At 65.3% G+C, this 20,641-nt stretch carries 20 protein-coding genes, 4 tRNA genes and 1 other RNA gene; 6 read left to right on the forward strand and 19 right to left on the reverse strand.

From position 1 onward, the window contains the following. Positions 1 to 35: 35 nt before the first annotated feature. Both LL972_RS02195 and dnaX read right to left on the reverse strand, forming a co-directional pair. The gene (locus LL972_RS02195) at positions 36 to 356 is read right to left on the reverse strand and encodes a YbaB/EbfC family nucleoid-associated protein (protein WP_005913896.1); all 321 of its coding nucleotides are present in this window, start codon (positions 354 to 356) and stop codon (positions 36 to 38) included. Positions 357 to 362: 6 nt separating this feature from the next. Beyond that, positions 363 to 2,390: a DNA polymerase III subunit gamma/tau gene (gene dnaX / locus LL972_RS02200; protein WP_228326230.1), complete on the reverse strand. Its 2,028-nt coding sequence runs from the start codon at positions 2,388 to 2,390 to the stop codon at positions 363 to 365. 237 nt (positions 2,391 to 2,627) lie between these two features. Here dnaX and LL972_RS02205 point away from each other — a divergent pair. Continuing rightward, positions 2,628 to 2,720: transfer RNA gene (locus LL972_RS02205), tRNA-Ser, on the forward strand. A 69-nt stretch (positions 2,721 to 2,789) separates the two neighbouring features. Continuing rightward, positions 2,790 to 2,886, forward strand: an RNA gene (gene ffs / locus LL972_RS02210) — signal recognition particle sRNA small type. A gap of 59 nt (positions 2,887 to 2,945) precedes the next feature. Here ffs and LL972_RS02215 read toward each other — a convergent pair. The 6 genes from LL972_RS02215 to LL972_RS02240 all read right to left on the reverse strand — a co-directional run bounded on the left by LL972_RS02215 (position 2,946) and on the right by LL972_RS02240 (position 6,736). Next, positions 2,946 to 3,395: a molybdenum cofactor biosynthesis protein MoaE gene (locus LL972_RS02215; protein ID WP_228326231.1), complete on the reverse strand. Its 450-nt coding sequence runs from the start codon at positions 3,393 to 3,395 to the stop codon at positions 2,946 to 2,948. Beyond that, the gene (locus LL972_RS02220; protein ID WP_228326232.1) at positions 3,392 to 3,637 is read right to left on the reverse strand and encodes a MoaD/ThiS family protein; all 246 of its coding nucleotides are present in this window, start codon (positions 3,635 to 3,637) and stop codon (positions 3,392 to 3,394) included. Before LL972_RS02220 ends, LL972_RS02215 begins: the two co-directional genes overlap by 4 nt. Next, positions 3,634 to 4,131, reverse strand: a complete 498-nt coding sequence (gene moaC, locus LL972_RS02225; RefSeq protein ID WP_228326233.1) for a cyclic pyranopterin monophosphate synthase MoaC — start codon at positions 4,129 to 4,131, stop codon at positions 3,634 to 3,636. The genes LL972_RS02220 and moaC overlap by 4 nt, the downstream gene beginning before the upstream one ends. A 75-nt stretch (positions 4,132 to 4,206) precedes the next feature. Beyond that, a complete protein-coding gene (moaA, locus tag LL972_RS02230; RefSeq protein ID WP_228326234.1) occupies positions 4,207 to 5,238 on the reverse strand; it encodes a GTP 3',8-cyclase MoaA in 1,032 nt (343 codons plus the stop codon). Beyond that, positions 5,238 to 5,987, reverse strand: coding sequence for an MBL fold metallo-hydrolase (locus LL972_RS02235; protein WP_228326235.1), 750 nt, complete (start codon positions 5,985 to 5,987; stop codon positions 5,238 to 5,240). The genes moaA and LL972_RS02235 overlap by 1 nt, the downstream gene beginning before the upstream one ends. Further along, entirely contained in the window at positions 5,987 to 6,736 is a 750-nt protein-coding gene (locus LL972_RS02240; protein ID WP_115676281.1) for a 3-deoxy-D-manno-octulosonic acid kinase, read from the reverse strand. Before LL972_RS02240 ends, LL972_RS02235 begins: the two co-directional genes overlap by 1 nt. 20 nt (positions 6,737 to 6,756) lie before the next feature. Here LL972_RS02240 and LL972_RS02245 point away from each other — a divergent pair, with 20 nt between their 5' ends. Then, positions 6,757 to 7,806: a glycosyltransferase family 9 protein gene (locus LL972_RS02245; RefSeq protein ID WP_228326236.1), complete on the forward strand. Its 1,050-nt coding sequence runs from the start codon at positions 6,757 to 6,759 to the stop codon at positions 7,804 to 7,806. A gap of 234 nt (positions 7,807 to 8,040) precedes the next feature. On the opposite strand, the gene LL972_RS02250 is transcribed toward LL972_RS02245, so the two are convergent. Next, positions 8,041 to 8,445 (reverse strand): DUF6165 family protein, encoded by a 405-nt coding sequence (locus LL972_RS02250; RefSeq protein ID WP_228326237.1) that lies wholly within the window; start codon positions 8,443 to 8,445, stop codon positions 8,041 to 8,043. Between the two features lie 99 nt (positions 8,446 to 8,544). Next, positions 8,545 to 8,635, reverse strand: a tRNA-Ser gene (locus tag LL972_RS02255). A gap of 197 nt (positions 8,636 to 8,832) precedes the next feature. On the opposite strand from LL972_RS02255, the gene LL972_RS02260 reads away from it, so the two are divergent. Beyond that, on the forward strand, positions 8,833 to 9,537 hold the full coding sequence (locus tag LL972_RS02260; RefSeq protein WP_024938430.1) for a PP2C family protein-serine/threonine phosphatase: 705 nt from the start codon (positions 8,833 to 8,835) through the stop codon (positions 9,535 to 9,537). A 166-nt stretch (positions 9,538 to 9,703) separates the two neighbouring features. Here LL972_RS02260 and dnaQ read toward each other — a convergent pair whose 3' ends face one another. The 3 genes from dnaQ to LL972_RS02275 are packed head-to-tail and all read right to left on the reverse strand — an operon-like array spanning position 9,704 to position 11,591. Continuing rightward, positions 9,704 to 10,438, reverse strand: a complete 735-nt coding sequence (gene dnaQ, locus LL972_RS02265; RefSeq protein ID WP_228326238.1) for a DNA polymerase III subunit epsilon — start codon at positions 10,436 to 10,438, stop codon at positions 9,704 to 9,706. Positions 10,439 to 10,450: 12 nt separating this feature from the next. After that, entirely contained in the window at positions 10,451 to 10,903 is a 453-nt protein-coding gene (gene rnhA, locus LL972_RS02270; RefSeq protein ID WP_228326239.1) for a ribonuclease HI, read from the reverse strand. A gap of 31 nt (positions 10,904 to 10,934) precedes the next feature. Further along, on the reverse strand, positions 10,935 to 11,591 hold the full coding sequence (locus LL972_RS02275; RefSeq protein ID WP_228326240.1) for a hypothetical protein: 657 nt from the start codon (positions 11,589 to 11,591) through the stop codon (positions 10,935 to 10,937). 12 nt (positions 11,592 to 11,603) lie between these two features. Between LL972_RS02275 and gloB the strand changes: the two genes are divergently transcribed. Next, positions 11,604 to 12,371 (forward strand): hydroxyacylglutathione hydrolase, encoded by a 768-nt coding sequence (gloB, locus tag LL972_RS02280; protein ID WP_228326241.1) that lies wholly within the window; start codon positions 11,604 to 11,606, stop codon positions 12,369 to 12,371. After that, complete coding sequence (locus tag LL972_RS02285; RefSeq protein ID WP_228326242.1) at positions 12,368 to 13,552, forward strand: lytic transglycosylase domain-containing protein; 1,185 nt, start codon at positions 12,368 to 12,370, stop codon at positions 13,550 to 13,552. The genes gloB and LL972_RS02285 overlap by 4 nt, the downstream gene beginning before the upstream one ends. Before the next feature lie 350 nt (positions 13,553 to 13,902). On the opposite strand, the gene LL972_RS02290 is transcribed toward LL972_RS02285, so the two are convergent. The 6 genes from LL972_RS02290 to clpX form a co-directional block, all read right to left on the reverse strand. Next, positions 13,903 to 15,873, reverse strand: a complete 1,971-nt coding sequence (locus LL972_RS02290) for a peptidylprolyl isomerase (protein ID WP_228326243.1) — start codon at positions 15,871 to 15,873, stop codon at positions 13,903 to 13,905. Positions 15,874 to 16,037: 164 nt separating this feature from the next. Beyond that, positions 16,038 to 16,114 (reverse strand) — tRNA-Asp (locus LL972_RS02295). A 28-nt stretch (positions 16,115 to 16,142) separates the two neighbouring features. Next, a tRNA-Val gene (locus LL972_RS02300) sits at positions 16,143 to 16,217 on the reverse strand. An 11-nt stretch (positions 16,218 to 16,228) separates the two neighbouring features. Continuing rightward, positions 16,229 to 16,501, reverse strand: coding sequence for an HU family DNA-binding protein (locus LL972_RS02305; RefSeq protein ID WP_024938423.1), 273 nt, complete (start codon positions 16,499 to 16,501; stop codon positions 16,229 to 16,231). Between the two features lie 214 nt (positions 16,502 to 16,715). Further along, on the reverse strand, positions 16,716 to 19,187 hold the full coding sequence (gene lon, locus LL972_RS02310; RefSeq protein WP_228326244.1) for an endopeptidase La: 2,472 nt from the start codon (positions 19,185 to 19,187) through the stop codon (positions 16,716 to 16,718). Positions 19,188 to 19,332: 145 nt separating this feature from the next. Beyond that, positions 19,333 to 20,619 carry an ATP-dependent Clp protease ATP-binding subunit ClpX gene (gene clpX / locus LL972_RS02315; protein ID WP_104582306.1) on the reverse strand — a complete coding sequence of 429 codons (1,287 nt, stop codon included), beginning with the start codon at positions 20,617 to 20,619 and terminating at the stop codon, positions 19,333 to 19,335. Positions 20,620 to 20,641 lie beyond the last annotated feature (22 nt).

The raw sequence follows: 20,641 nt of genomic DNA on the forward strand, positions 1-20,641 counted from the left end.
CGATTCCCGATTCCCCATTCCCGATTCCCCGCCTCTCAGAACGGCAACTTCATGCCCGGCGGCAGCTGCATGCCAGCGGTGGCCGAGCCCATGCGGTCCTTGGATTCGGCATCGATCTTGTTGGAGGCGTCGTTGAAGGCGGCGGCGATCAGGTCCTCGGCCATTTCCTGGTCGGAGAGGATGCTCGGGTCGATGCGGACCTTGCGGCACTCCTTGGCGCCGGTCAGGGTCACGCTGACCATGCCGCCGCCGGCGGTGCCGGTGACTTCCAGCTTGGCCAGTTCTTCCTGGGCGCGCTGCAGGTTTTCCTGCATCTTCTGCGCCTGCTGCATCAATTGGGCAATGTTCCCACGCATGTGTCGTTACTCGTCGTAAGGGCGGATGGAATCGGGGACGACCCGCGCGCCTTGCTGCTGGATCAGCTGCTGCACATTCGGGTCGTTCATGAACGCTGTTTCGGCCGCGCTCTGGCGCTCGCCTCTCTGGCGATTGGCCCGCTCGTGCAAGGTCTCGACATCGGCATTACCGGTTTCGATGACGATGCGCGGCGTGTTTCCCAACTCGGGCGCGAGTGCCTGCGCAAGGTTGGCGATGGACCGTTCGGAATTGAGGTATTCGAAGCCCGGCGCCAGCGCCAGGCGCAGCACGCCGTCGCGATGGCCGATGAAGGCGGCATTGGCGGCGAGCTGTCGCGAGGGGCCGTTCAAGCCGCTGCGGGTGACCAGCTCCAGCCATTGCTCGGCATCGGCGATATGGCCGCTGTCGAGCAGGACCGACGGCTCGGTTGCCGGCGCCGGCACGGAGGGCGCGGCCTCTGGTGGCATCTGCAGCACCGGCGCTGCAGGTGCGGGAGCCACGGCGGCGGCAAGAACTGCCACGGCAGCGTCGGGCGCGACCGCAGCGGGCAATGCCGTATCGGCTGCCGCGGGTGGCGCCATTGCCGCTTCCGGCGCGGGCGCACGCGTCGCTGCGGGGACGGGGGCAGCGTTGGCGCGCACCGGCGCATCGTCCATCGCCCAAGGCGGCGTGTCGTCGCTGCGCGCTGACGCTGTCGCTGGGCGGCTATCGGTCGATGCATCCGCAGCGGGCAATACCGCGACGGGGGCTGGCGCAGCAGTGGCCGGTGCCGGTGCGACGACCACAGCCACGGCAGCAGGTACGGCTTCCTTCAACCCTGCCGGCTGTCCCACGGCTGCAGGCGTAGGCGCTGCTGCCACCGGTGCGGCGGCCTGCACGCCAGTTGCCGCAGAACGCGCGTGACCGCCGGCATTGGCCCCACGTCCATCGTCACTGCCGCCGGCCGGCACTGCCGCCGCAGGGCGGAAGGCCAGCATGCGCAGCACCGCCATCTCGAACCCGGCGCGCGGACTCGGCGCCAAATACAGATCGCGGCGGCCATTGAGCGCCATCTGGTACCACAGCTGCACCACTTCCGGACGCAGCTGCGCGGCATAGGTGGTCGGGTCGATGCCATCGCCGACAAAGGCCACCGACGGCACCAACTGCTGCACCTGGATGCGGTGCAAGGCCTCGGCCAGCGCCTCCAGCACGCCGCTCCAGTCGGGCGAGAACTCGGCCAGCGCCGCAACCACCTGCATCAGGCGCGCGCCATCGCCGTCGGCCAGCGACTGCAGCATCGCGCCGACCTGGGTGCGATCGACCGTGCCGAGCATGGTGCGCACCACGTCCTCGCGCAGCGCGCCGCCGGCATAGGCAATGGCCTGGTCGAGCAGCGACAGACCGTCGCGCAGCGAGCCGTCGGCGGCCTTGGACAGCTGCACGATCGCCGATGGATCCGACTCGATCTGCTCGGCGGCCAGGATCCGGGTCATCTGGCCCTGGATCTGGTCCTCGTCCAGCCGCTTGAGGTTGAACTGCAGGCAGCGCGACAGCACGGTCACCGGCAACTTCTGCGGATCGGTGGTGGCCAGCAGGAACTTCACGTGCTCCGGCGGCTCTTCCAGCGTCTTCAGCAGCGCATTGAACGCGGCCTTGGAGAGCATGTGCACTTCGTCGATCAGATAGACCTTGAACTTGCCGCGCGAGGGCATGTACTGCGCGTTCTCGATCACCTCGCGCACATCGTCCACGCCGGTGTTGGACGCGGCGTCGATTTCCAGCAGGTCGATATAGCGGCCGGCGTCGATATCCAGGCAGGCCGGGCACTGGCCGCACGGATCGGCACTGGTGCCGGTCTCGCAGTTCAGCGATTTGGCGAAAATGCGCGCAATCGTGGTCTTGCCCACGCCGCGGGTGCCGGTGAACAGAAATGCGTGGTGCACACGCCCACTGTCGAGCGCGTTACTGAGCGCGCGGACCACGTGTTCCTGGCCTACGAGTTCGGCAAAACGCTTCGGGCGCCACTTGCGGGCGAGAACAAGATAAGACATCGGGCAACCAGCTTCCTCTGAACCGATATTGTGCCATGGCGCGTCAAGTTGATCGTTCAGCGGCCGTGGTGCCCAGGCGTCGCCAGGGCCCGGGGGACCGCCGCAGCGGCGTTGGTGACCGGCCAGACAGCCGCGCTGGCACCGTCATGCCGGCCCGGCGGATCACTTACCTTGTTAATGGCGCCCGCGGCGGCTAGAATCCCGCTCCTGCCGACGACCCGGTCGCACGGCAGGTACGGAGAGGTGTCCGAGTGGTTGAAGGAGCACGCCTGGAAAGTGTGTAAGCGTCTAAACCGCGCTTCGGGGGTTCGAATCCCCCTCTCTCCGCCAGTTTCATGATCCAGCAACACGATTGCATGGATCCAGGGTCGCGCCAGTGACCCACGTCTTATGGTGGCCCCGTCGGTCCCTCGCGACGCTAGATCGAAAATCCCGCCAGGGCCGGAAGGCAGCAACGGTATCGATTGATGCGGGCGCCGAGGTCAACCGGCGGGGACACCACCCTAACCCATTGATGTCCCTGAAGCGCTTGAGTCGCGAGTGAGTCGCGAGCGTCTACTGCGCCTGCGATTCCGGATGCAGCCAGCCCGCGTCGCCTTCCAGGTAATGCTCGTGCTTCCAGATCGGCACGCGTGCCTTGACCTCGTCGATGATGAAGCGGCAGGCATCGAATGCGGCGCCGCGATGCGCCGCGCTGACCCCGACCCACACCGCCATGTCGCCGATGCGCAGCTCGCCCACGCGGTGCACGCAGTAGGCGTTGACGATGGCAAACCGGCTCATCGCCTCGTCGAGCACGCGCTGGCCTTCGGCCTGGGCAAGTGCAGCGTAGGCTTCGTAGCGCAGCCCGGCTACGCTGCGGCCTTCGTTGTGATTGCGTACCCAGCCTTCGAAACTGGCGAACGCGCCGGCGTGCGGATGCTCCAGCGCAGCGCGCAAGCTGTCGACCGGCAATGGCACGTCGGACAGCGCAAAGAGGGCGGTTGTCTGCTCGCTCATGCTCAACCTCCCGACACCGGCGGAATAAACACGATTTCACTGCCATCACGCACACCATCCTCCCAACGCGCGAACGCACCATCCACCGCCACGCGCAGCTGCGCCGGCGTCCAGCGCAGGCCGTGACGCGTCTCGAGTTCGGCATACAGCGCGCGCAGGTCCTTCGCTGCCGATTGCACCTGCTCGCTGGCAATGCCCGCCGCCTCACGCAGGCTGGCGAAATACAGCACCGTCACTGTGGCGCTCATTGTCTTGCTCCGATATCGCGCTTGCCGCCGCGCTTGGATACCAACCTGGTCGGGCCGATGCTCATGCTGTGCGACAGCGCCTTGCACATGTCATAGACCGTCAAGGCCGCCACGCTGGCGCCGGTGAGCGCTTCCATTTCCACGCCGGTGCGATGCACGCAGCGCACCGTGCAACAGATGTCCAGTACCTGCTCGCCCGCCCAGTCGATCTCGAAGCGGCACGCATCGATCGGCAATGGATGGCAGAACGGAATCAACTCGTGGGTGCGCTTGACCGCCATGGTGCCGGCGATCACTGCCGTTTCCACGATGCCGCCCTTGGCGCTGCGCAAGCCATTGGCGCGCAATTGCGCAGCGACAGCGGCCGGAAAACGCACCCGGCTTTGAGCGGTGGCACTGCGTGCAGTGACCGCCTTGTCCGAGACATCCACCATCGTGGGCAGTCCGGAAGCGTCCAGGTGGGTCAGGCGTGCGGAACGGGAGTTTGCGGGCATGGGAAACGACACGACGATAGGCGCTCAGGATGCGGCATTCTCGGTGAACGCGGCGCCTCGATGGAACCGCATTCCCTACCCGCCGATCAAAAACATCTCGACCGGCTTGCCGCGCCGTGGCGTCGATGCGCGCACTTCGCTGTAGCGATCGCCACGTACGCTCCAGCGCGCGCGCAGATGCTCGGACAATCCATGCTCGCCCTCGGCCAAGGCCGGCTTGAGGTCATGTCCCTGGCTGGCGAACAGGCAGGTATACAACTGCCCGTCGGCCGACACGCGTGCGCGCTGGCAATCGCCGCAGAACGGCACGCTGACCGAACTGACAAAGCCCACCTCGCCGGCGCCATCGGCAAATGCATGCCGCTGCGCCACTTCGCCGGTGTAATTGGCATCCAGCGGCATCAATGGCCAGCGCGCGTGGATGCGCGCGTGCAGTTGCGCAGAGGTCACCACCGCATCGGCCGTCCAGCCATTGCAGCTACCCACATCCATAAATTCGATGAAGCGCAACACATGGCCAGTGCCGCGGAAATGCTCCACTAGGGGCAGCACCTGATCTTCGTTGACGCCGCGCTGCACCACGCAGTTGATCTTCAGGCGCTGGAAGCCGGCCTGCTCGGCGGCGGCGATGCCGGCCAGCACCTGCGCGATCTCGCCGCGGTCGCCGCTCATGCGCTTGAAAAGCTCCGGCTCCAGCGCATCCATGCTCACGGTGATGCGGCGCAACCCGGCCTGACGCAGGGCAACGGCCTGACGCGCGAGCAATGTGCCGTTGGTGGTCAGCGCCAGATCCTCGATGCCCTCGATCGCGGTCAGGCGCGCAATCAGGCTCGGCAGATCGCGACGCAACAGCGGCTCGCCACCGGTCAGGCGTACCTTGGTGACACCGACCGCGACGAAGGCACGCACCAGCGTTTCCAGCTGATCGAAGCTCAGGCGCTGCTGCGCATCGAAGCCGTAATCGTCGGGGACACGGTCGGCTGGCATGCAGTAACCGCAACGGAAGTTACACGCCTCGATGACCGACAGGCGCAGGTCGCGCAGCGGCCGGCCGTAGCGGTCCTGCATTGGTGCGGCGGTCAGATTCGGCAACAGCAAGGCGCTCATCAGGGCACCATGGCGGCAGTCGGCTCCGCCAGCGGCAGATGTTGGCCAGGCATGGCCACGCGATGGCCACGTGCGCGGAGCACGTCGCCGTCGGCGTCGCTGGCGTAGTGGTACAGCAGCATGCGGCTCAACAGGTCCTGCGGGTACTCCCGCTCCAAATCGTCCACCCCAGTATGCGACGGGTTGCCGTGAACGCCGCAGTCATGCGCGATGAGCTCGCTGTCATCGGCGTAGCGGGCCAGGATCTCCGGGATCGGCCGGGTGTCGCCGCTCCAGACCAGAGCCCCCTGCAGCCGCAGCCCGTAGGCGGTCTCCGGCCAGTGGTGGCGCGCCGGGAACACTTCCAGCCGCACTCCGTCGTGCCAGAACGCCTCGCCGACCGGCACCAGCTGGAACGCGTCCCAGAAATTCGCGCCGCCCTCGGCCAGCACGTTCGGGTAGTCGGCGATGCGCCGCTGCAGCAACGGCACCACCGGCGCCGGCACGTACAGGCGTGTGCGCCCGCGGCGTTCGGAGAAATAGCTGTCCACGAACAGCCGTTCCAGCCCGCCCACGTGGTCCAGATGCACGTGGGTGATGAACACTGCCTGCGGCAGATGACCGTAATGGGCCTGATAAGCGGTCAGCCCTTCGCTGCCGCAGTCGATGGTCAGCCACGGCGCGCCGGCGCGCTCGATGGTGGCCATCGGCGAACCAAGCGCGACCGCCGACGCATTGCCGACTCCCTGCACACGCAACGCCCAGTTCATCAGTAGCCCCGGCCCCAGGCCAGTTCGTAAGCGCGATGCAGGCGCTCGTAATCCTTGTCGACCTCTTCGCGGCTGCGGTTGCCGCGCAACTTTAGCAGCGAGCGGTGCAGGCGCTTGAGATTGCGTTCGCGCCAGCGCGTGGCCGGAATGCGCAACACGCCGCGGTCGAAATCGATCAACCAGCCATGCCCGCCGGCATCGAACAGGATGTTGTGCGCGTTGAGGTCGGCATGATCCAGGCCGGCGCGATGAAAGCGCGCAATCAGCCGCCCGGTCTCTTCCCACGGCGCACCGCGCCCGGCGACCTGCGCATGGTCGGCGAGCGAGCGCACGTTCTCCAGGCGTTCCATCAACAAGGCAGCGCGATAGCTCAGCCCTTCGCGCAGGTAGCAGGCCGCCAACGGACGCGGCACCGGCAATTTGCGCTGGACCAGTTCGCGCATCAGCCGGAACTCGGCAAAGCTGCGCGTGCGTCCCGCTCCCTTCCACAGATAGTGATCGCGACTCACGCGCGCGGCCATGCCGCCGCGCAGGTACTGCCGCAACACGCTACGCCCGAACGGCGCATCCACGAACCAGGCCCCACCCCGCCCGCCTTCGTCGACCGGCCGTGCCCTGTCGCCCCAGCGTTGCGGCGAAAACAGCCCCGCATCGGCTTGCCGCAGCCGTTCGCGGTCGAACAGAATGGCGCCATAGCCGCGGCCTTCGCGGTACGGCGTCAGCGCTTCAGTGGCGTCGAAAGCAACCATCCATCGAGTCTAACAACACCATGGCTTCTACGCCCGCTTCGTTATGCCTGCTGCGCCTGTCCGCCCTGGGTGACGTCACCCATGTGGTGCCGCTGGTGCGCACCTTGCAGGCGGGATTTCCGGCAAGCCAGCTGCATTGGATCATCGACAAGGCCGGCTTGAAATTGCTCGACGGCCTGCCCGGCGTGCAGTTCCACGCTTACGACAAGCGCACCGGCGTGGCCGGCATGCGCGCGCTACGCCAGTCGCTGGCGCCACTGGGCCGCTTCGATGCGCTGCTGCAGATGCAGGTGGCCTTGCGCGCCAATGTGCTGTCGGCCTTCGTGCCGGCGCGGCGGCGGATCGGCTATGACCGCAGCCGTTCCAAGGACCTGCACGGCCTGTTCGTCAACGAACGCATCGCCGACCGCCCCGGCATCCACGTGCTCGACGCCATCGGCAGCTTCGCCCAGCCGCTCGGCCTGACCCAGCGCCAGGTGCGCTGGGACCTGCCGGTCCCCGACGAGGCCCATCACTGGGCACGCGCACAATGGGACGACGATGGCCGCCCGGTACTGATGATTTCGCCGTGCTCCAGCCACGCACGCCGCAACTGGTATCCCGACCGCCATGGGGCGCTGGCCGACCATGCAGCCGCTCAGGGCTGGCGGGTCGTACTGTGCGGTGGCCGCAGTGAGCTGGAACGCAGCACCGCCGATGCCATCGTCGCGGCCGCACGCACGCCGGTGCTGGACCTGGTCGGCAAGGACACGCTCAAGCAACTCCCTGCCCTGCTCGCCCGCGCCGATCTGGTGGTCACCCCCGATTCCGGGCCGATGCACATCGCCAATGCGATGGGCACCAAGGTGCTCGGCCTGCATGCGGCCAGCAATCCACTGCGCAGCGGCCCGTATTCGGACGTGCGCTATTGCGTGGACCGGTACGACACGGCCGCCCGCAAATACCTGGGCAAGCCGGCCGACCAGCTGAAATGGGGCACCAAAATCGAGTTCGACGAGGTGATGGCGCTGATCACCGTGGATGATGCGATTGCCGCATTCGAACGCTATCGCAGCGATCATCCGCGCTGAGCACAGGCGACGGATCGCCGCTGTAACGGCTAGCCAATCGCTGCCGGACGGTCCGCGCCGCGGCCCGTTTGCCCAGAACAGCCGGGAAACAACGGCGAAGTCCCGACCCGGCACGCGCGGCAACCCACCACTGCGGTATCCGATGACGTATACCCTGGCGACACGCCAGGGTGCGCCGCTCGCGGACCGGCCGCCGTCATGCCTCCGGTCACGCAGACCTGCGATCAGCGGGCTTCAGGCACCGGTAGCGCGATAGTCCTGATACGACTTCTCTTCCACGTACGACGAACCCAGCGCCAGGTTGATCTCTTTCTTGATGCGCGCGCGCTCGTCGTTTTCGATATAGACGCTGCGCGCCAGCTGCACAAAGCTGTCGTCGAAGCTCTGCGCCTGCTCCTTGAGCCGGATATCGTCCTCGATCACCCACAGCCGCTCGTTGACGGCCTTGAGCGCAGCACGCAGACGCACGATGTCGTGGCCGGCGGCCGGATGCGCCATCCAGCTGGTCTCCAGCGCGGACAGCTCGCTGCGCACATTGGCCAGCTTGGCGGGGTCGCCCATGCGCTCGGACTTGATCTGCAGGATCGCGATCTTGTCGAGCAGCTCACCAAAGGACACGGGCACCAGGATCTCGGACATGACAGACCTCCAACGGATATCGGGCGGATTGTAGCCATCGCAGCAGCGGGCGGCGGCAACACATAAACAAAAGCCCCCTTGCGGGGGCTGATGCGAATCTGGCGGAGAGGGGGGGATTCGAACCCCCGAGGCGCTATAAACGCCTGCCTGATTTCGAGTCAGGTACATTCAACCGCTCTGCCACCTCTCCAGATGGTCCCCAGTGTCCTGGGGCCGTGCATCATACGGGCACGGGCGCCAAGCCACAAGCGGCCCGGGCCGGCATCGCCGGCACGATCAACGCTCCGGCGTGAACCCGCCCTGCGGCATCGGCGATCGGCGTGTTGCTGCTGGCCGGCCGCCCCGCGATGATGGTCACGCACCTCCTCCCTTTGGCGACACGCCCCCATGCTCGAATTCGGACACCTTACCCATGTCGGCCTGCGCCGTGACCTCAATGAGGACACGTACTACGGCGACAGCGAGCTGGGGCTCTGGCTGGTGGCCGACGGCATGGGCGGGCACGCCTGCGGCGAAGTGGCCAGCGCCCTGGCGCGCGAAACCATCGTGCGCGAGGTGCGCGCCGGCACCCCGCTGGCCCAGGCGGTACGCATCGCCGACGAAGAGATCATCAAGACCTCGCGCCGCTGCAACGACACCTTGCCGATGGGCACCACCGTCGTCGCTGCGCGCGTGCTGGGCCAGCGCTTCGAAGTGGCCTGGGTCGGCGACAGCCGCGCCTACCTGTGGCGCGACGGCCGGCTGGCGCAGCTGAGCCAGGACCATAGCTATGTGCAGGAACTCATCGCCCAGGGCACCCTGACCAGCGAGCAGGCGCGTGCGCATCCGCATCGCAACGTGGTGACCCAGGCGCTGGGTGTCACCGATCCGGTCCACCTCAATGTCGCCACCATGCAGGGCGAACTCAAATCCGGCATGCAGCTGCTGCTGTGCAGCGACGGCCTCACCGAGGAAGTCGACGATGCCGCGATCGCCGCAACCCTGTCGCAGGCCGATTGCAGCGCCCAGGAATGTGTCGAGTGCCTGGTCGCCGCCGCGCTCGATGGCGGCGGCTCGGACAACATCACCGCGATCCTGGTGCGCAGCTACTAAACGCGGCCGACGAAACCCAGCAAGCCCCGGCTGGCGGGGCGGTGAGCGCAGGTTTTATTGCCCGCATTTTGCTGATGCAGAAAAACGCCTGGTCGGTCGAGGGCGCGGCGTCCTCACCGCCTGCGGGACGTGCCGCGTGACAGCTGGGTAGACGTTGCCGACCGCGTTACCCGGCGGCAGCCGCCTCTTCGACCGGTGCATCCCACAACGCGCGTCCGGCCTTCTTGCGCAAGTACGCCAGGCGCGCCTCGTGCGCCTGCGACTCGGAGGCGGTCACCACCACCCGTGCGCGCGGCAACAGCAGCACCGGATCGAAGGTGATCATGCCCTCGCCATGCTCGCTGCGCTGGCCGGTATCGGCGCTGGCAAAGCCGATTTCTTCCTGGCCGGAGGTCAGCGCGATATACACATCGGCCAGGATCTGCGCATCGAGCAAGGCGCCATGCAACTGGCGATGCGAGTTGTCCACGCCCAGGCGCTTGCACAAGGCATCCAGTGAGTTGCGCTGCCCCGGATAGCGCTCGCGCGCCATCATCAAGGTATCCACCACGGTGGCGCGATCGACGATACGGCCGTAGTTGTCGCCCAGCAGCGACAGCTCGTTGTCCAGGAATCCCAGATCGAACGCGGCGTTGTGGATGATCAGCTCCGCGCCGTCGATGTAGGCCAGGAACTCCTCGACCACATCGGCAAACAGCGGCTTGTCGGCCAGGAACTCCAGGGTCAACCCGGTCACTTCCTGCGCACCGGGTTCGAAATCGCAATCGGGCTTCAGGTAACGATGGAAGTTGTTGCCGCTCGGGCGCCGCTCCAGCAGTTCCACCGCACCGATTTCGACGACGCGGTTGCCCTTGCGCCATTCCAGGCCGGTGGTTTCGGTATCGAGAATGATCTGACGCATGAATCCTCTTGCTTACGCAGTTGCGCTGCCACCGAGCTGGGCGATGGCCTGATTGCGGGCGAGCACGTCGACGCGCTCGTTGTCCGGGTCGCCATTGTGGCCTTTCACCCAGCGCCAATCGATGCGGTGACGTTGCGTGGCCGCATGCAGCCGCTCCCACAGTTCACGGTTCTTGACCGGGTCGCCGCCGGCAGTCTTCCAGCCGCGCCGCACCCAGCCGGACATCCACTCGGTAATGCCCTGGCGTACGTATTGCGAGTCGGTATGCAGCACGATCTGGCACGGCTCGGTGAGCGTTTCCAGCGCCATGATCGCCGCCATCAATTCCATGCGGTTGTTGGTGGAGGTGGCTTCGCCGCCGGACAATTCCTTCTCGCGGCCGTTGTACCGCAACAAGGCCGCCCAACCGCCCGGCCCGGGATTGCCGAGGCAGGAGCCGTCGGTATGCACTTCAATGGATTTCATCAGTTTCTGGTGTTTGGAAAGTGGTCGGTCGTCAGATCGTGGCCACGGGCTGCGGCCAGCGCGAAGGCATCGCGATCGGGGTCGGCCCGATCGACGCCACGGCACGCTTCTCCACCTCCAGCAGGTAGACCGCGCGCCAGGGTGCGCCATCGATATCGGCGGCGCCACGCCCGGTGCGCCAGATCGGTCCCAGATAGCGCTCGGTCTGCACGCATTGCAAGCCCGCACGCTGCGCCAGCAGCCGCCAGCGATCCGGCCGCAATGCCACCGGACCACGCTGCGCCCAGCGAAAGCGGTACGGGCTCAGCGGATTGAGCGTGAACAGCCATAGCCGGCCGCCCGGCATCAGCAACCGCTCGCATTCGGCCAGGAAGTCCGCCGCGCCGCCCACCACCGCATGCTGCACCACGATGGCCTGCAGGCTTTCGGTCGGCAACGGAAACGGCATGGCGCAGCGCGCGTCGCCCGCAAAGCGGCCAGCGCTGCGAGACAGCCGCAGCCCGCGCCCCTGCAGCAGCTCGCGCGGCGGCAACTCGGGCGTCGGCGTCAGCCACAGCCAGGGCTGCGAGGGACGCGTCTGCAACGCCGCAAGCGCCAATTTGCGCTCCAGCAGGAGCAGGCTGCGCCCTGCACCTGTTTCAAACCAGGATGAGACGCCAGCTTGACGGGAGAATGGCGTGACAGGCATGGTCCCAATTCTATGCGACTGACCGCCCTGCCCGCATTCGACGACAACTACATCTGGGCGCTGGTCGCCACCGATGGCCGCGCGGTCATCGTCGATCCCGGCCAGGCCGAGCCGGTGTTCGCCGCCGCAGAGCGCGAAGGCTTCCGTCCCAGCGCTGTCCTGTTGACCCACCATCATGCCGACCACATCGGCGGCGTGGCAGCGCTGCAGCAGCGTTGGCCGGACCTGACGCTGTACGGACCGGCCGACGAACGCATCCCCGCAGAGGCACGCCGCGTGGGCCAGGGTGAGCGCTTGAGCCTGCTTGGCACCCATTTCGATGTGCTGGACGTGCCGGGCCATACCCGCAGCCATATCGCCTTCGTCACCGACCGCCATCTGTTCAGCGGTGATACCCTGTTCAGCCTAGGCTGTGGGCGGATGTTCGAAGGTACCGCTCCTCAGATGTTCGACGCGTTGCAGCGCCTGGCCTCTCTGCCCGGCGAAACGCTTGTGTGTTGTGGCCACGAATACACGTTGGCCAACGCGACCTTTGCGCTGCACGTCGATCCCACCAACGCTGCCTTGCAGCGCCGTCAACAGGAAGCCCAGGCCATGCGTCAAGCAGCCCGTCCTACCCTGCCGATTTCGCTCAAGAGTGAACTGGCCACCAATCCGTTCCTACGCACCAGCAGTCCTGAAATCCGCGCCGCAGTAGCATCGCGTGCAGCCGGCGTACTTTCCTCCGAAGTTGACGTTTTCGCCGAACTTCGGCGCTGGAAAGACGAATTTCGCGCATGAGGCGCTTGCTTCTGGCAGTGCTGACCGCATTGGCGGTCACTGCACCCGCAGCCGCATCGTCCAACGACGCAAGCCGCACCAAAGCCACAGAGAGTTCGATCACCCAGGCCGCCGCACCCGAAGTGCGCAACGGACGGGAGATCTTTTCGTCGTTTCTGGACGGCCGTGCCGACCCTGGCTGTGACAGCGACCATAGCGATACGCGCTGGGAACAACATTTCTCGCGCGCACCGGCTCGCCTGGCCGACGATGCGCAGGATGTGTTGCCATTGTTCGGCTACGTGGTCGATGAATTGCGCGAAGCCGACATGCCGACCGAATTTGCGCTGATTCCGTTCGTCGAAAGCGGTTACCGCCCGGGCGCCCGTAACGGCAGCGGCCCGGCCGGCCTATGGCAGTTCATCGCCACCACCGCCCGCAACCACCATGTGCCGGTTGGCGCGCAGTACGACGGTCGTCTCTCGGCGGTGGATTCCACCACGGCGGCGGTGCGCTATCTCAAGACGCTGTATGGCATGTTCGGTGGCGATTGGCGCCTTGCCCTGATGGCCTACAACGCCGGCGAGTATCGCGTGCTGCAGGCCATGCGCAGTGCCGGCGTGAACGCGCAGAATGCCCGCCCGTCCGAATTGCCCGGCATGTCAAAGGTCACCTATGAGTACGTGGAAAAGCTGCACGCGCTCGCCTGTGTGCTGGACCATGCACAGCAGCAAGGCAATCTGCTGAGCTCGCTCGACCGCCCGGTGCCGGTACTCACCGAACATGCATTGCCGGCCGGCACCAGCCTCAACGCCTTTGCAGGACAACGCGCCATCGAGCCGCAACTACTGGCCCGCCTGAATCCGGCGCTGGCCAGCGCGCGCGCCGCACCGCAGGGCGTGCACGTGCTCGCCCCGATCGCACCCGCGCAGCCTGGCGCGACAGGCGCGATGGTCGCATCCGCCGAAACCGACAGCAGTGCCGACAACAACGCTGCCGCTCCCGCAATCATTGCCGCCGCAGCGACCAAGGCGTCCAAGCCGCAGGCGCGCACCACGCATACGGTGCGCAATGGCGAATCCGCCTGGGCCATTGCGCGTCGCTACGGCGTCACCGTCACGACCCTGCTCACCAGCAATGGCCTGGACAAGCGCGCCGTGCTGAAGCCCGGCATGGTGTTGTCGTTCGACGACGCACGCTGACGTAAGCCGCCCGCCTCAGGCGTCGCTCCGGCGCCACTGACACCCCCCCTCCAGCGACGCTCCGTCGCGCTCGACACTGCGCACAAGGAAGCCGCATGCCGCGCTGCGCAGGCCGGGTCGCATGCGAAGGGAGTGTCTGACATTCGCCCGTTGCTTGCGTGGCTGCAGCCACGCCGCGTGGATCGAGAACTGAGCGCAATCGGGATCGGGAGCAGGCACCCTAGCGGCAGCCGCCACGCCAGCGGCCGAACGGCCGGATCCCCCAAACGGAAAGCTGCACCTGCCCGCAGCCCCGGCCAAAGAAAAAGCCCGGTTACCCGGGCTCTCTCTCCACCAGTCGAAAACAGCTGTTACAGCTGCGCCTCTTCGATCTGGATCTTGTAGCGCTTGCGCATTTCCTTGACGTAGGCCTGCGCTGCATTGTTGCCGTCGATCTGGCTCAGCTGCTCGCGCAGCATGGCCTGCTGCTCGGCTGGCATCTGCTTCAGGTCGCCCGGGGTCGCCTTGCTGATGACGAACACCGCAAAGCGCCCGCCATCCAGCTCCACCTTGCCCACCGATGGCTTGCCGTCGGTCGGACGCGGCGCACTGAAGATGGCGCGATTTGCCGCCGGAGTCGGAATCGGCGCGGTACGCGGCAAGCCCGGGATCGGCTGCACCTGCAACTTCTCGCTGACGGCCAGCGCCTTCAAGGTCTCGCCTTTCTGCACACGTGCCAGCAAGGCGTCGGCAGCCGCCGCTGCCGCCTTCTCGGTGCGGTCTGCGTGGACCGCCGCGATCACCTTGTCGCGCACCTTGTCCAGCGGCAGGGCCGCCTCGGCGGTGTGATTGGTCACGCGCAACACCACGCTGTGGTTCGGCCCGATGGTGATCGGATCGCTCACCGTGCCGTCCTGTACCAGCGTCTCGGAGAACGCCGAACGCAGCACCGCCGGATTGGCTGCGATACCGCTGGCATTGGCGCGCGAGAACGGGCCCAGCGTCTGCACCGGCAGACCGACCTGCTTGGCTGCCGGCTCCAGCGCGGTGGGATTCTTGTAGACCTGATCCACCAGCTTGCCGCTCACATCCGCAAACGCCTTGTCGGCATCGGCCTTGAGCTGCTCGGCGGCGAGCTGATCGCGCACCTGCTCGAACGACTTGCCCTGGCCGCCCTTGACCTCGCGCAGCTGGATCACGTGATAGCCGAACTCGCTCTTGATCGGGCCGACCACCTCGCCAGCCTTCATCGCGAACAAGGCGTCTTCGAATGGCTTGACCATCGTGCCCTTCTCGACCCAGCCCAGATCACCACCGGCACCCTTGGAACCGGGATCCTGCGAATTGGCCTTGGCCAACGCGGCGAAATCGGCGCCCGGCTGCTTGGCTTGTGCAGCCAATTTGGCGGCCTTTTCCTCAGCGGCCTTCTGTGCGGCGGGATCGCTGCCGGCGCTGATCAGGATGTGCGATGCCAGGCGCTGATCCGGCTCGACAAAGCGCGCCTTCTCTTCGTCATAACGCTTGCGCAGCGTCGCTTCGTCAGCGGCAGTTGCCGGCGGCAACTTGGCGGCATCGAGTTCGACATACTCGATCGTCACCGTCTCCGGCTGACGGAAATCCTGCGTATGCCCGTCATACCATTGCTTGATCTGCACATCGCTGACCGGTGCGGTATCGGCAGCCGGTGGCGGCAGCATTGCCAGCTCCACGTCGCGCGTTTCGCCCATCAGCTTGAGCAAGCGCTCGAACTCGGCCTTGGTCGCAAAGCCCGACTCGGCAATCGCCTGCGGAATCACCGACTGCTGCAAGCTGTCGCGCACCAACGCATCGAACTGCGCCGGCGTGCGCGGCGGCGTGCCTTGCGCAAGGGCCGCGCGGTACTGGTCAGGGCTGAATTTGCCATCGACCTGGAACGCCTGAATACCGGTGATGTAATCGCGCACTGTCGCATCGCCGATCACGATGCCGGCGTCTTCGGCACCCAGACGCACGACTTGCTCGTCGACCAGTTGGTCGAGCACCTGCAATTTGTTTTCGCGGGATTCGAACGTGCGCGGATCGAAATTCTCGCCCTGGCGCTGCCGCTCCTGCATGCGCGCCTGCTCGAAGCGTGCACGGAAATCCTGCGTACTGATTTCATGGTGTTGCAACAGCAGCGAGACCGGCCACCAGGACGGTGCCGATTTCCACCACGTCGGTGGCGCCTGTACCTTGGCCACGTTATTGGCGCCAATGCCGCCGAGGTAGCTGTTGTCGATGACGAACAGGAACGGAATCATCAGCAACCCCAGGATGGCGGTAGCGATCCAGCCTGACGTCTTGTCGCGAAGTTTCTGCAGCATTGGCAAATCACGGCCTGTGGGCGAGCCGCGCAGTGTAACGCGCCTGACGCCGGGCACCCAGCCCAATCCCGCAACGCAGCCGGTTCGGTAAGACTTTCGGCGCGCAATGACCGCTATGGCCGCAAAAAAAAGCCCCCGGCACTGGGCCGAGGGCTTTGTATAACTGGCGGAGCGGACGGGACTCGAACCCGCGACCTCCGGCGTGACAGGCCAGCATTCTAACCAGCTGAACTACCGCTCCGCGCTTGAAACATTTGCCTGGTGCTTAATGGTGGGTGCTGAGGGTTTCGAACCCCCGACCCTCTCCGTGTAAGGGAGACGCTCTACCGCTGAGCTAAGCACCCTAGCGAGTCGATTAGTTTACTGCATCCTTCAGGGCTTTGCCAGCCTTGAACGCAGGATTCTTCGAAGCAGCGATCTTGATGCTGTCGCCGGTCTTCGGATTACGGCCGGTACGCTCAGCGCGCGCGCGGACCTGGAAGGTGCCAAAGCCAACTAGGGTGACGGCATCGCCCTTCTTCAGCGCCTTGGTGATTTCGCTCACAACCGCGTCAACAGCACGGCCGGCCTCAGCCTTGGAGATGTCAGCGGCAGCGGCAACGCCATCGATCAATTCGGTTTTATTCATTCTTGGAACTCCCTTTGCGGCAGATGCCGCGGAATCGACAATCGGCGCTCTTGCCGTTAGCGAAGAACCCGACACAAGTGGTATCGCGTGACGCATCACAATTTGCCGCGCCCACGAGTCGTGCATTTATACCAGCGCCCCCAACCGCACGCAAGCCAAAACCCAATAACGACGCGGGTTTTGGCTTGTTTTGCCTGGGTTTAGACAAGCGGTTTTAATGCTTGACGCGGGTACCCGGAGTAGTGCGTGACTTACCGCGAACCGCAACCCGCGAGGCGGTCTTGCGGGCCTTTTCCTTGCCCGCCTTCTTCGGTGCCAGCGGACGTTCCAATGCAAGGTCCAGCACTTCGTCGATCCACTTGACCGGCACGATCTCCAGATCGCGCGTGACGTTGGCCGGGATGTCGGCAAGATCCTTGCGATTTTCGTCAGGGATCAGCACGGTGCGGATGCCGCCACGCAATGCGGCCAGCAACTTCTCCTTCAAGCCGCCAATGGCCGACACGCGACCGCGCAAGGTGATCTCGCCGGTCATCGCCACATCGGCGCGGATCGGCACCTTGGTCAACACCGACACCAGCGAGGTCACCATCGCGATACCGGCACTCGGGCCATCCTTCGGTGTTGCGCCGTCGGGCACGTGCACGTGCACGTCCTGCTTCTGCAGGAAATCCACATCGATGCCGAGTCGCTCGGCGCGCGAACGCACCACCGACAACGCGGCCGATGCCGATTCCTTCATGACGTTGCCAAGCTGGCCGGTCAGGATCAAATTGCCCTTGCCCGGCACCAGTGTGGACTCGACCTGCAGCAGCTCGCCGCCCACCTCGGTCCAGGCCAGGCCGGTCACCAGGCCAATTTCGTTCTCCTCTTCGGCACGGCCGAAATCGAAGCGACGCACACCCAGGTACTTGTCGAGGTTCTTCGAGTTGACCGTGACCAGCGCCTTGGGCTTGCCCTTCTTGGCAGGCACCTTCTTGGCGGCTGGCTGCGGACCGGCGAGCGCGATTTCCTTGACCACCTTGCGGCAGATCTTGGCGACTTCGCGCTCAAGGTTACGCACGCCGGATTCGCGCGTGTAGTAACGCACGATGTCCTGGATCGCATCGGCGCCGATCTCGATCTCTTCCGGCTTCAAGCCGTTGGCCTTGATCTGCTTGGGCACCAGGTAGCGCATGGCGATGTTGAGCTTCTCATCCTCGGTGTAACCGGGGATGCGGATCACTTCCATGCGGTCCAGCAACGGCCCCGGAATATTGAGCGAGTTGGAGGTGGCGACGAACATCACCTCCGACAGGTCCAGATCTACTTCCAGGTAATGGTCGTTGAAGGAGTTGTTCTGCTCCGGATCGAGCACCTCCAACAACGCCGACGACGGGTCGCCGCGGAAGTCCATCGACATCTTGTCGATCTCGTCCAGCAGGAACAGCGGGTTCTTGCTGCCGACCTTGTTGAGGTTCTGCACCAGGCGGCCGGGCATCGAACCGACGTAGGTCCGGCGATGGCCACGGATCTCGGCCTCGTCGCGGATACCGCCCAGGCTCATGCGCACGAACTTGCGGTTGGTCGCCTTGGCGATCGACTGGCCGAGCGAGGTCTTGCCCACGCCCGGCGGCCCGACCAGGCACAGGATCGGCCCCTTCATCTGCTTCACGCGCGACTGCACGGCCAAGTACTCGAGGATGCGCTCCTTGACCTTGTCCAGGCCATAGTGGTCGGCATCCAGCGTGTCCTCTGCGACCTTCAGGTCCTTGCGGACCTTGGTGCGCTTCTTCCATGGCACGCCCAGCAGCCAGTCCAGATAGTTGCGCACTACTGCGGCTTCCGCGGACATCGGCGACATCTGCTTGAGTTTGTTGAGCTCGGCCTTGGCCTTGGTCTCGACCGGCTTGGGCATGCCCGCCTCGGCGATCTTGCGCGCAAGTTCTTCCATCTCGCCCGGCGCATCATCCAGATCGCCCAGCTCCTTCTGGATCGCCTTCATCTGCTCGTTGAGGTAGTACTCGCGCTGGCTCTTTTCCATCTGCGACTTGACGCGGCCGCGGATGCGCTTTTCCAGCTGCTGCACATCGATCTCGCCGTCCACCAGCCCGACCAGCAGCTCCAGCCGCTCGCCGATCTCGGTGATTTCCAGCAGGCGTTGCTTGTCGGCCAGGCGCACGCCGATGTGCGCGGCGATGGTATCGGCCAGACGGCCCGGCTCGTCGATGCCGGCCAGGGTCTGCAGCAACTCCGGCGGCAGCTTGCGATTGGTCTTGACGTATTGCTCGAACAGCGACATCAGCGAACGCGCGATGGCCTCCACCTCGCGCGGCTCACGCGCATCGCTGGCTTCGATCTCGATGCCCTGACCCTGCAGTGCGCCATCCAGCTCGACGACCTTGTCGACAGTGACCCGCGACAGACCTTCGACCAGCACCTTGATGGTGCCGTCGGGCAGCTTGAGCAACTGCAGCACCTGCGCGAGCGTGCCGACGGTATAGAGGTCGCTGGCGGTCGGGTCGTCGGTTTCGGCCGACTTCTGCGCGACCAGCAGGATGCGCTTGTCCGCTTCCATGGCTTTTTCCAGCGCGCGCATCGACTTGTCACGGCCGACGAACAGCGGAATCACCATGTGCGGAAACACCACCACGTCGCGCAGCGGCAACACCGGCAGATCGAGAACTTCTGGTTGGGACTGGGCCATGGGGCGCTCCGCAGGAATGGGGGTTTTGGGGCGTAAAAAAAGCCGATGGCCCCGTTATGGGGCCATCGGCGAGGTGTTGCAAGTAGCGTTCGGAAACCCTTTATCCGCGAGCGAGGCCGGGGCCCGGCGAAGCAGCCTCAGGGACTCAATCGCCGGATGCGGCCTTGGCCGGAGCCGGTTGCGCCTGGTAGATCAGGTACGGCTCGGACTTGTGCTCGATCACCGACTCGTCCACCACCACCTTGCTGACATTTTCCTGCGAGGGAAGCTCGTACATCGTGTCCAGCAGCACCGATTCGACGATGGTGCGCAGACCACGCGCGCCGGTCTTGCGCTTGAGCGCCTTCTTGGCGATTGCAGACAGGGCGTCCGGGCGGAACTCCAGCTCCACACCTTCCATGTCGAACAGCTTCTTGAACTGCTTGGTGATGGCGTTCTTGGGCTCGGTCAGGATCTTGATGAGTGCCGGCTCGTCCAGTTCCTCAAGCGTGGCGACCACCGGCAGGCGGCCGACGAACTCGGGAATCAGGCCGAACTTGATCAGATCTTCCGGCTCGACCTCAGCCAGGATCTTGCCGACTTCCTGCTTGCGCTCGCTGCTCTTGACCTTGGCACCGAAGCCAATGCCGCCGGCATCGTTGGAGCGCTGCTGAATCACCTTGTCCAGGCCGGCGAATGCGCCGCCGCAGATGAACAGGATGTTCTTGGTGTCGACCTGCAGGAATTCCTGCTGCGGATGCTTGCGACCGCCCTGCGGCGGCACCGAGGCCACCGTGCCTTCGATCAGCTTCAACAGCGCCTGCTGCACGCCTTCGCCGGACACGTCGCGGGTGATCGACGGGTTCTCGCTCTTGCGCGAGATCTTGTCGATTTCATCGATGTAGACGATGCCCTGTTGGGCCTTCTCGACGTCGTAGTCGCACTTCTGCAGCAGCTTCTGGATGATGTTTTCCACGTCCTCGCCGACATAGCCGGCTTCGGTCAACGTGGTGGCATCGGCGATCGTGAACGGCACATTGAGCAGCCGCGCCAGCGTTTCGGCCAGCAGCGTCTTGCCCGAACCGGTCGGGCCGACCAGCAGGATGTTGGACTTCGCCAGCTCGACGTCATCGTTCCGGCTGCGGCTCTCGATACGCTTGTAGTGGTTGTACACCGCCACGGCGAGCGTGCGCTTGGCGCGCAACTGCCCGATCACGTACTGATCCAGCACCTCGAGGATTTCGCGCGGCTTGGGCAGGCTGGAGCGTGCCGACTGCGCCTTCTCTTCGAGTTCCTCGCGGATGATGTCGTTGCACAGCTCAACGCACTCATCGCAGATGAATACGCTGGGACCGGCAATCAGCTTGCGGACTTCATGCTGACTCTTACCGCAGAACGAGCAGTAGAGAATCTTGTTGCTGTCGCCGGAACGACCTTGGCGGTCTTCGCTCATGCTTCTGTTACCCAGTTACCCC

The organism is Xanthomonas campestris pv. asclepiadis (genome assembly GCF_020784175.1).
Classification (GTDB): Bacteria; Pseudomonadota; Gammaproteobacteria; order Xanthomonadales; family Xanthomonadaceae; genus Xanthomonas; species Xanthomonas campestris_D.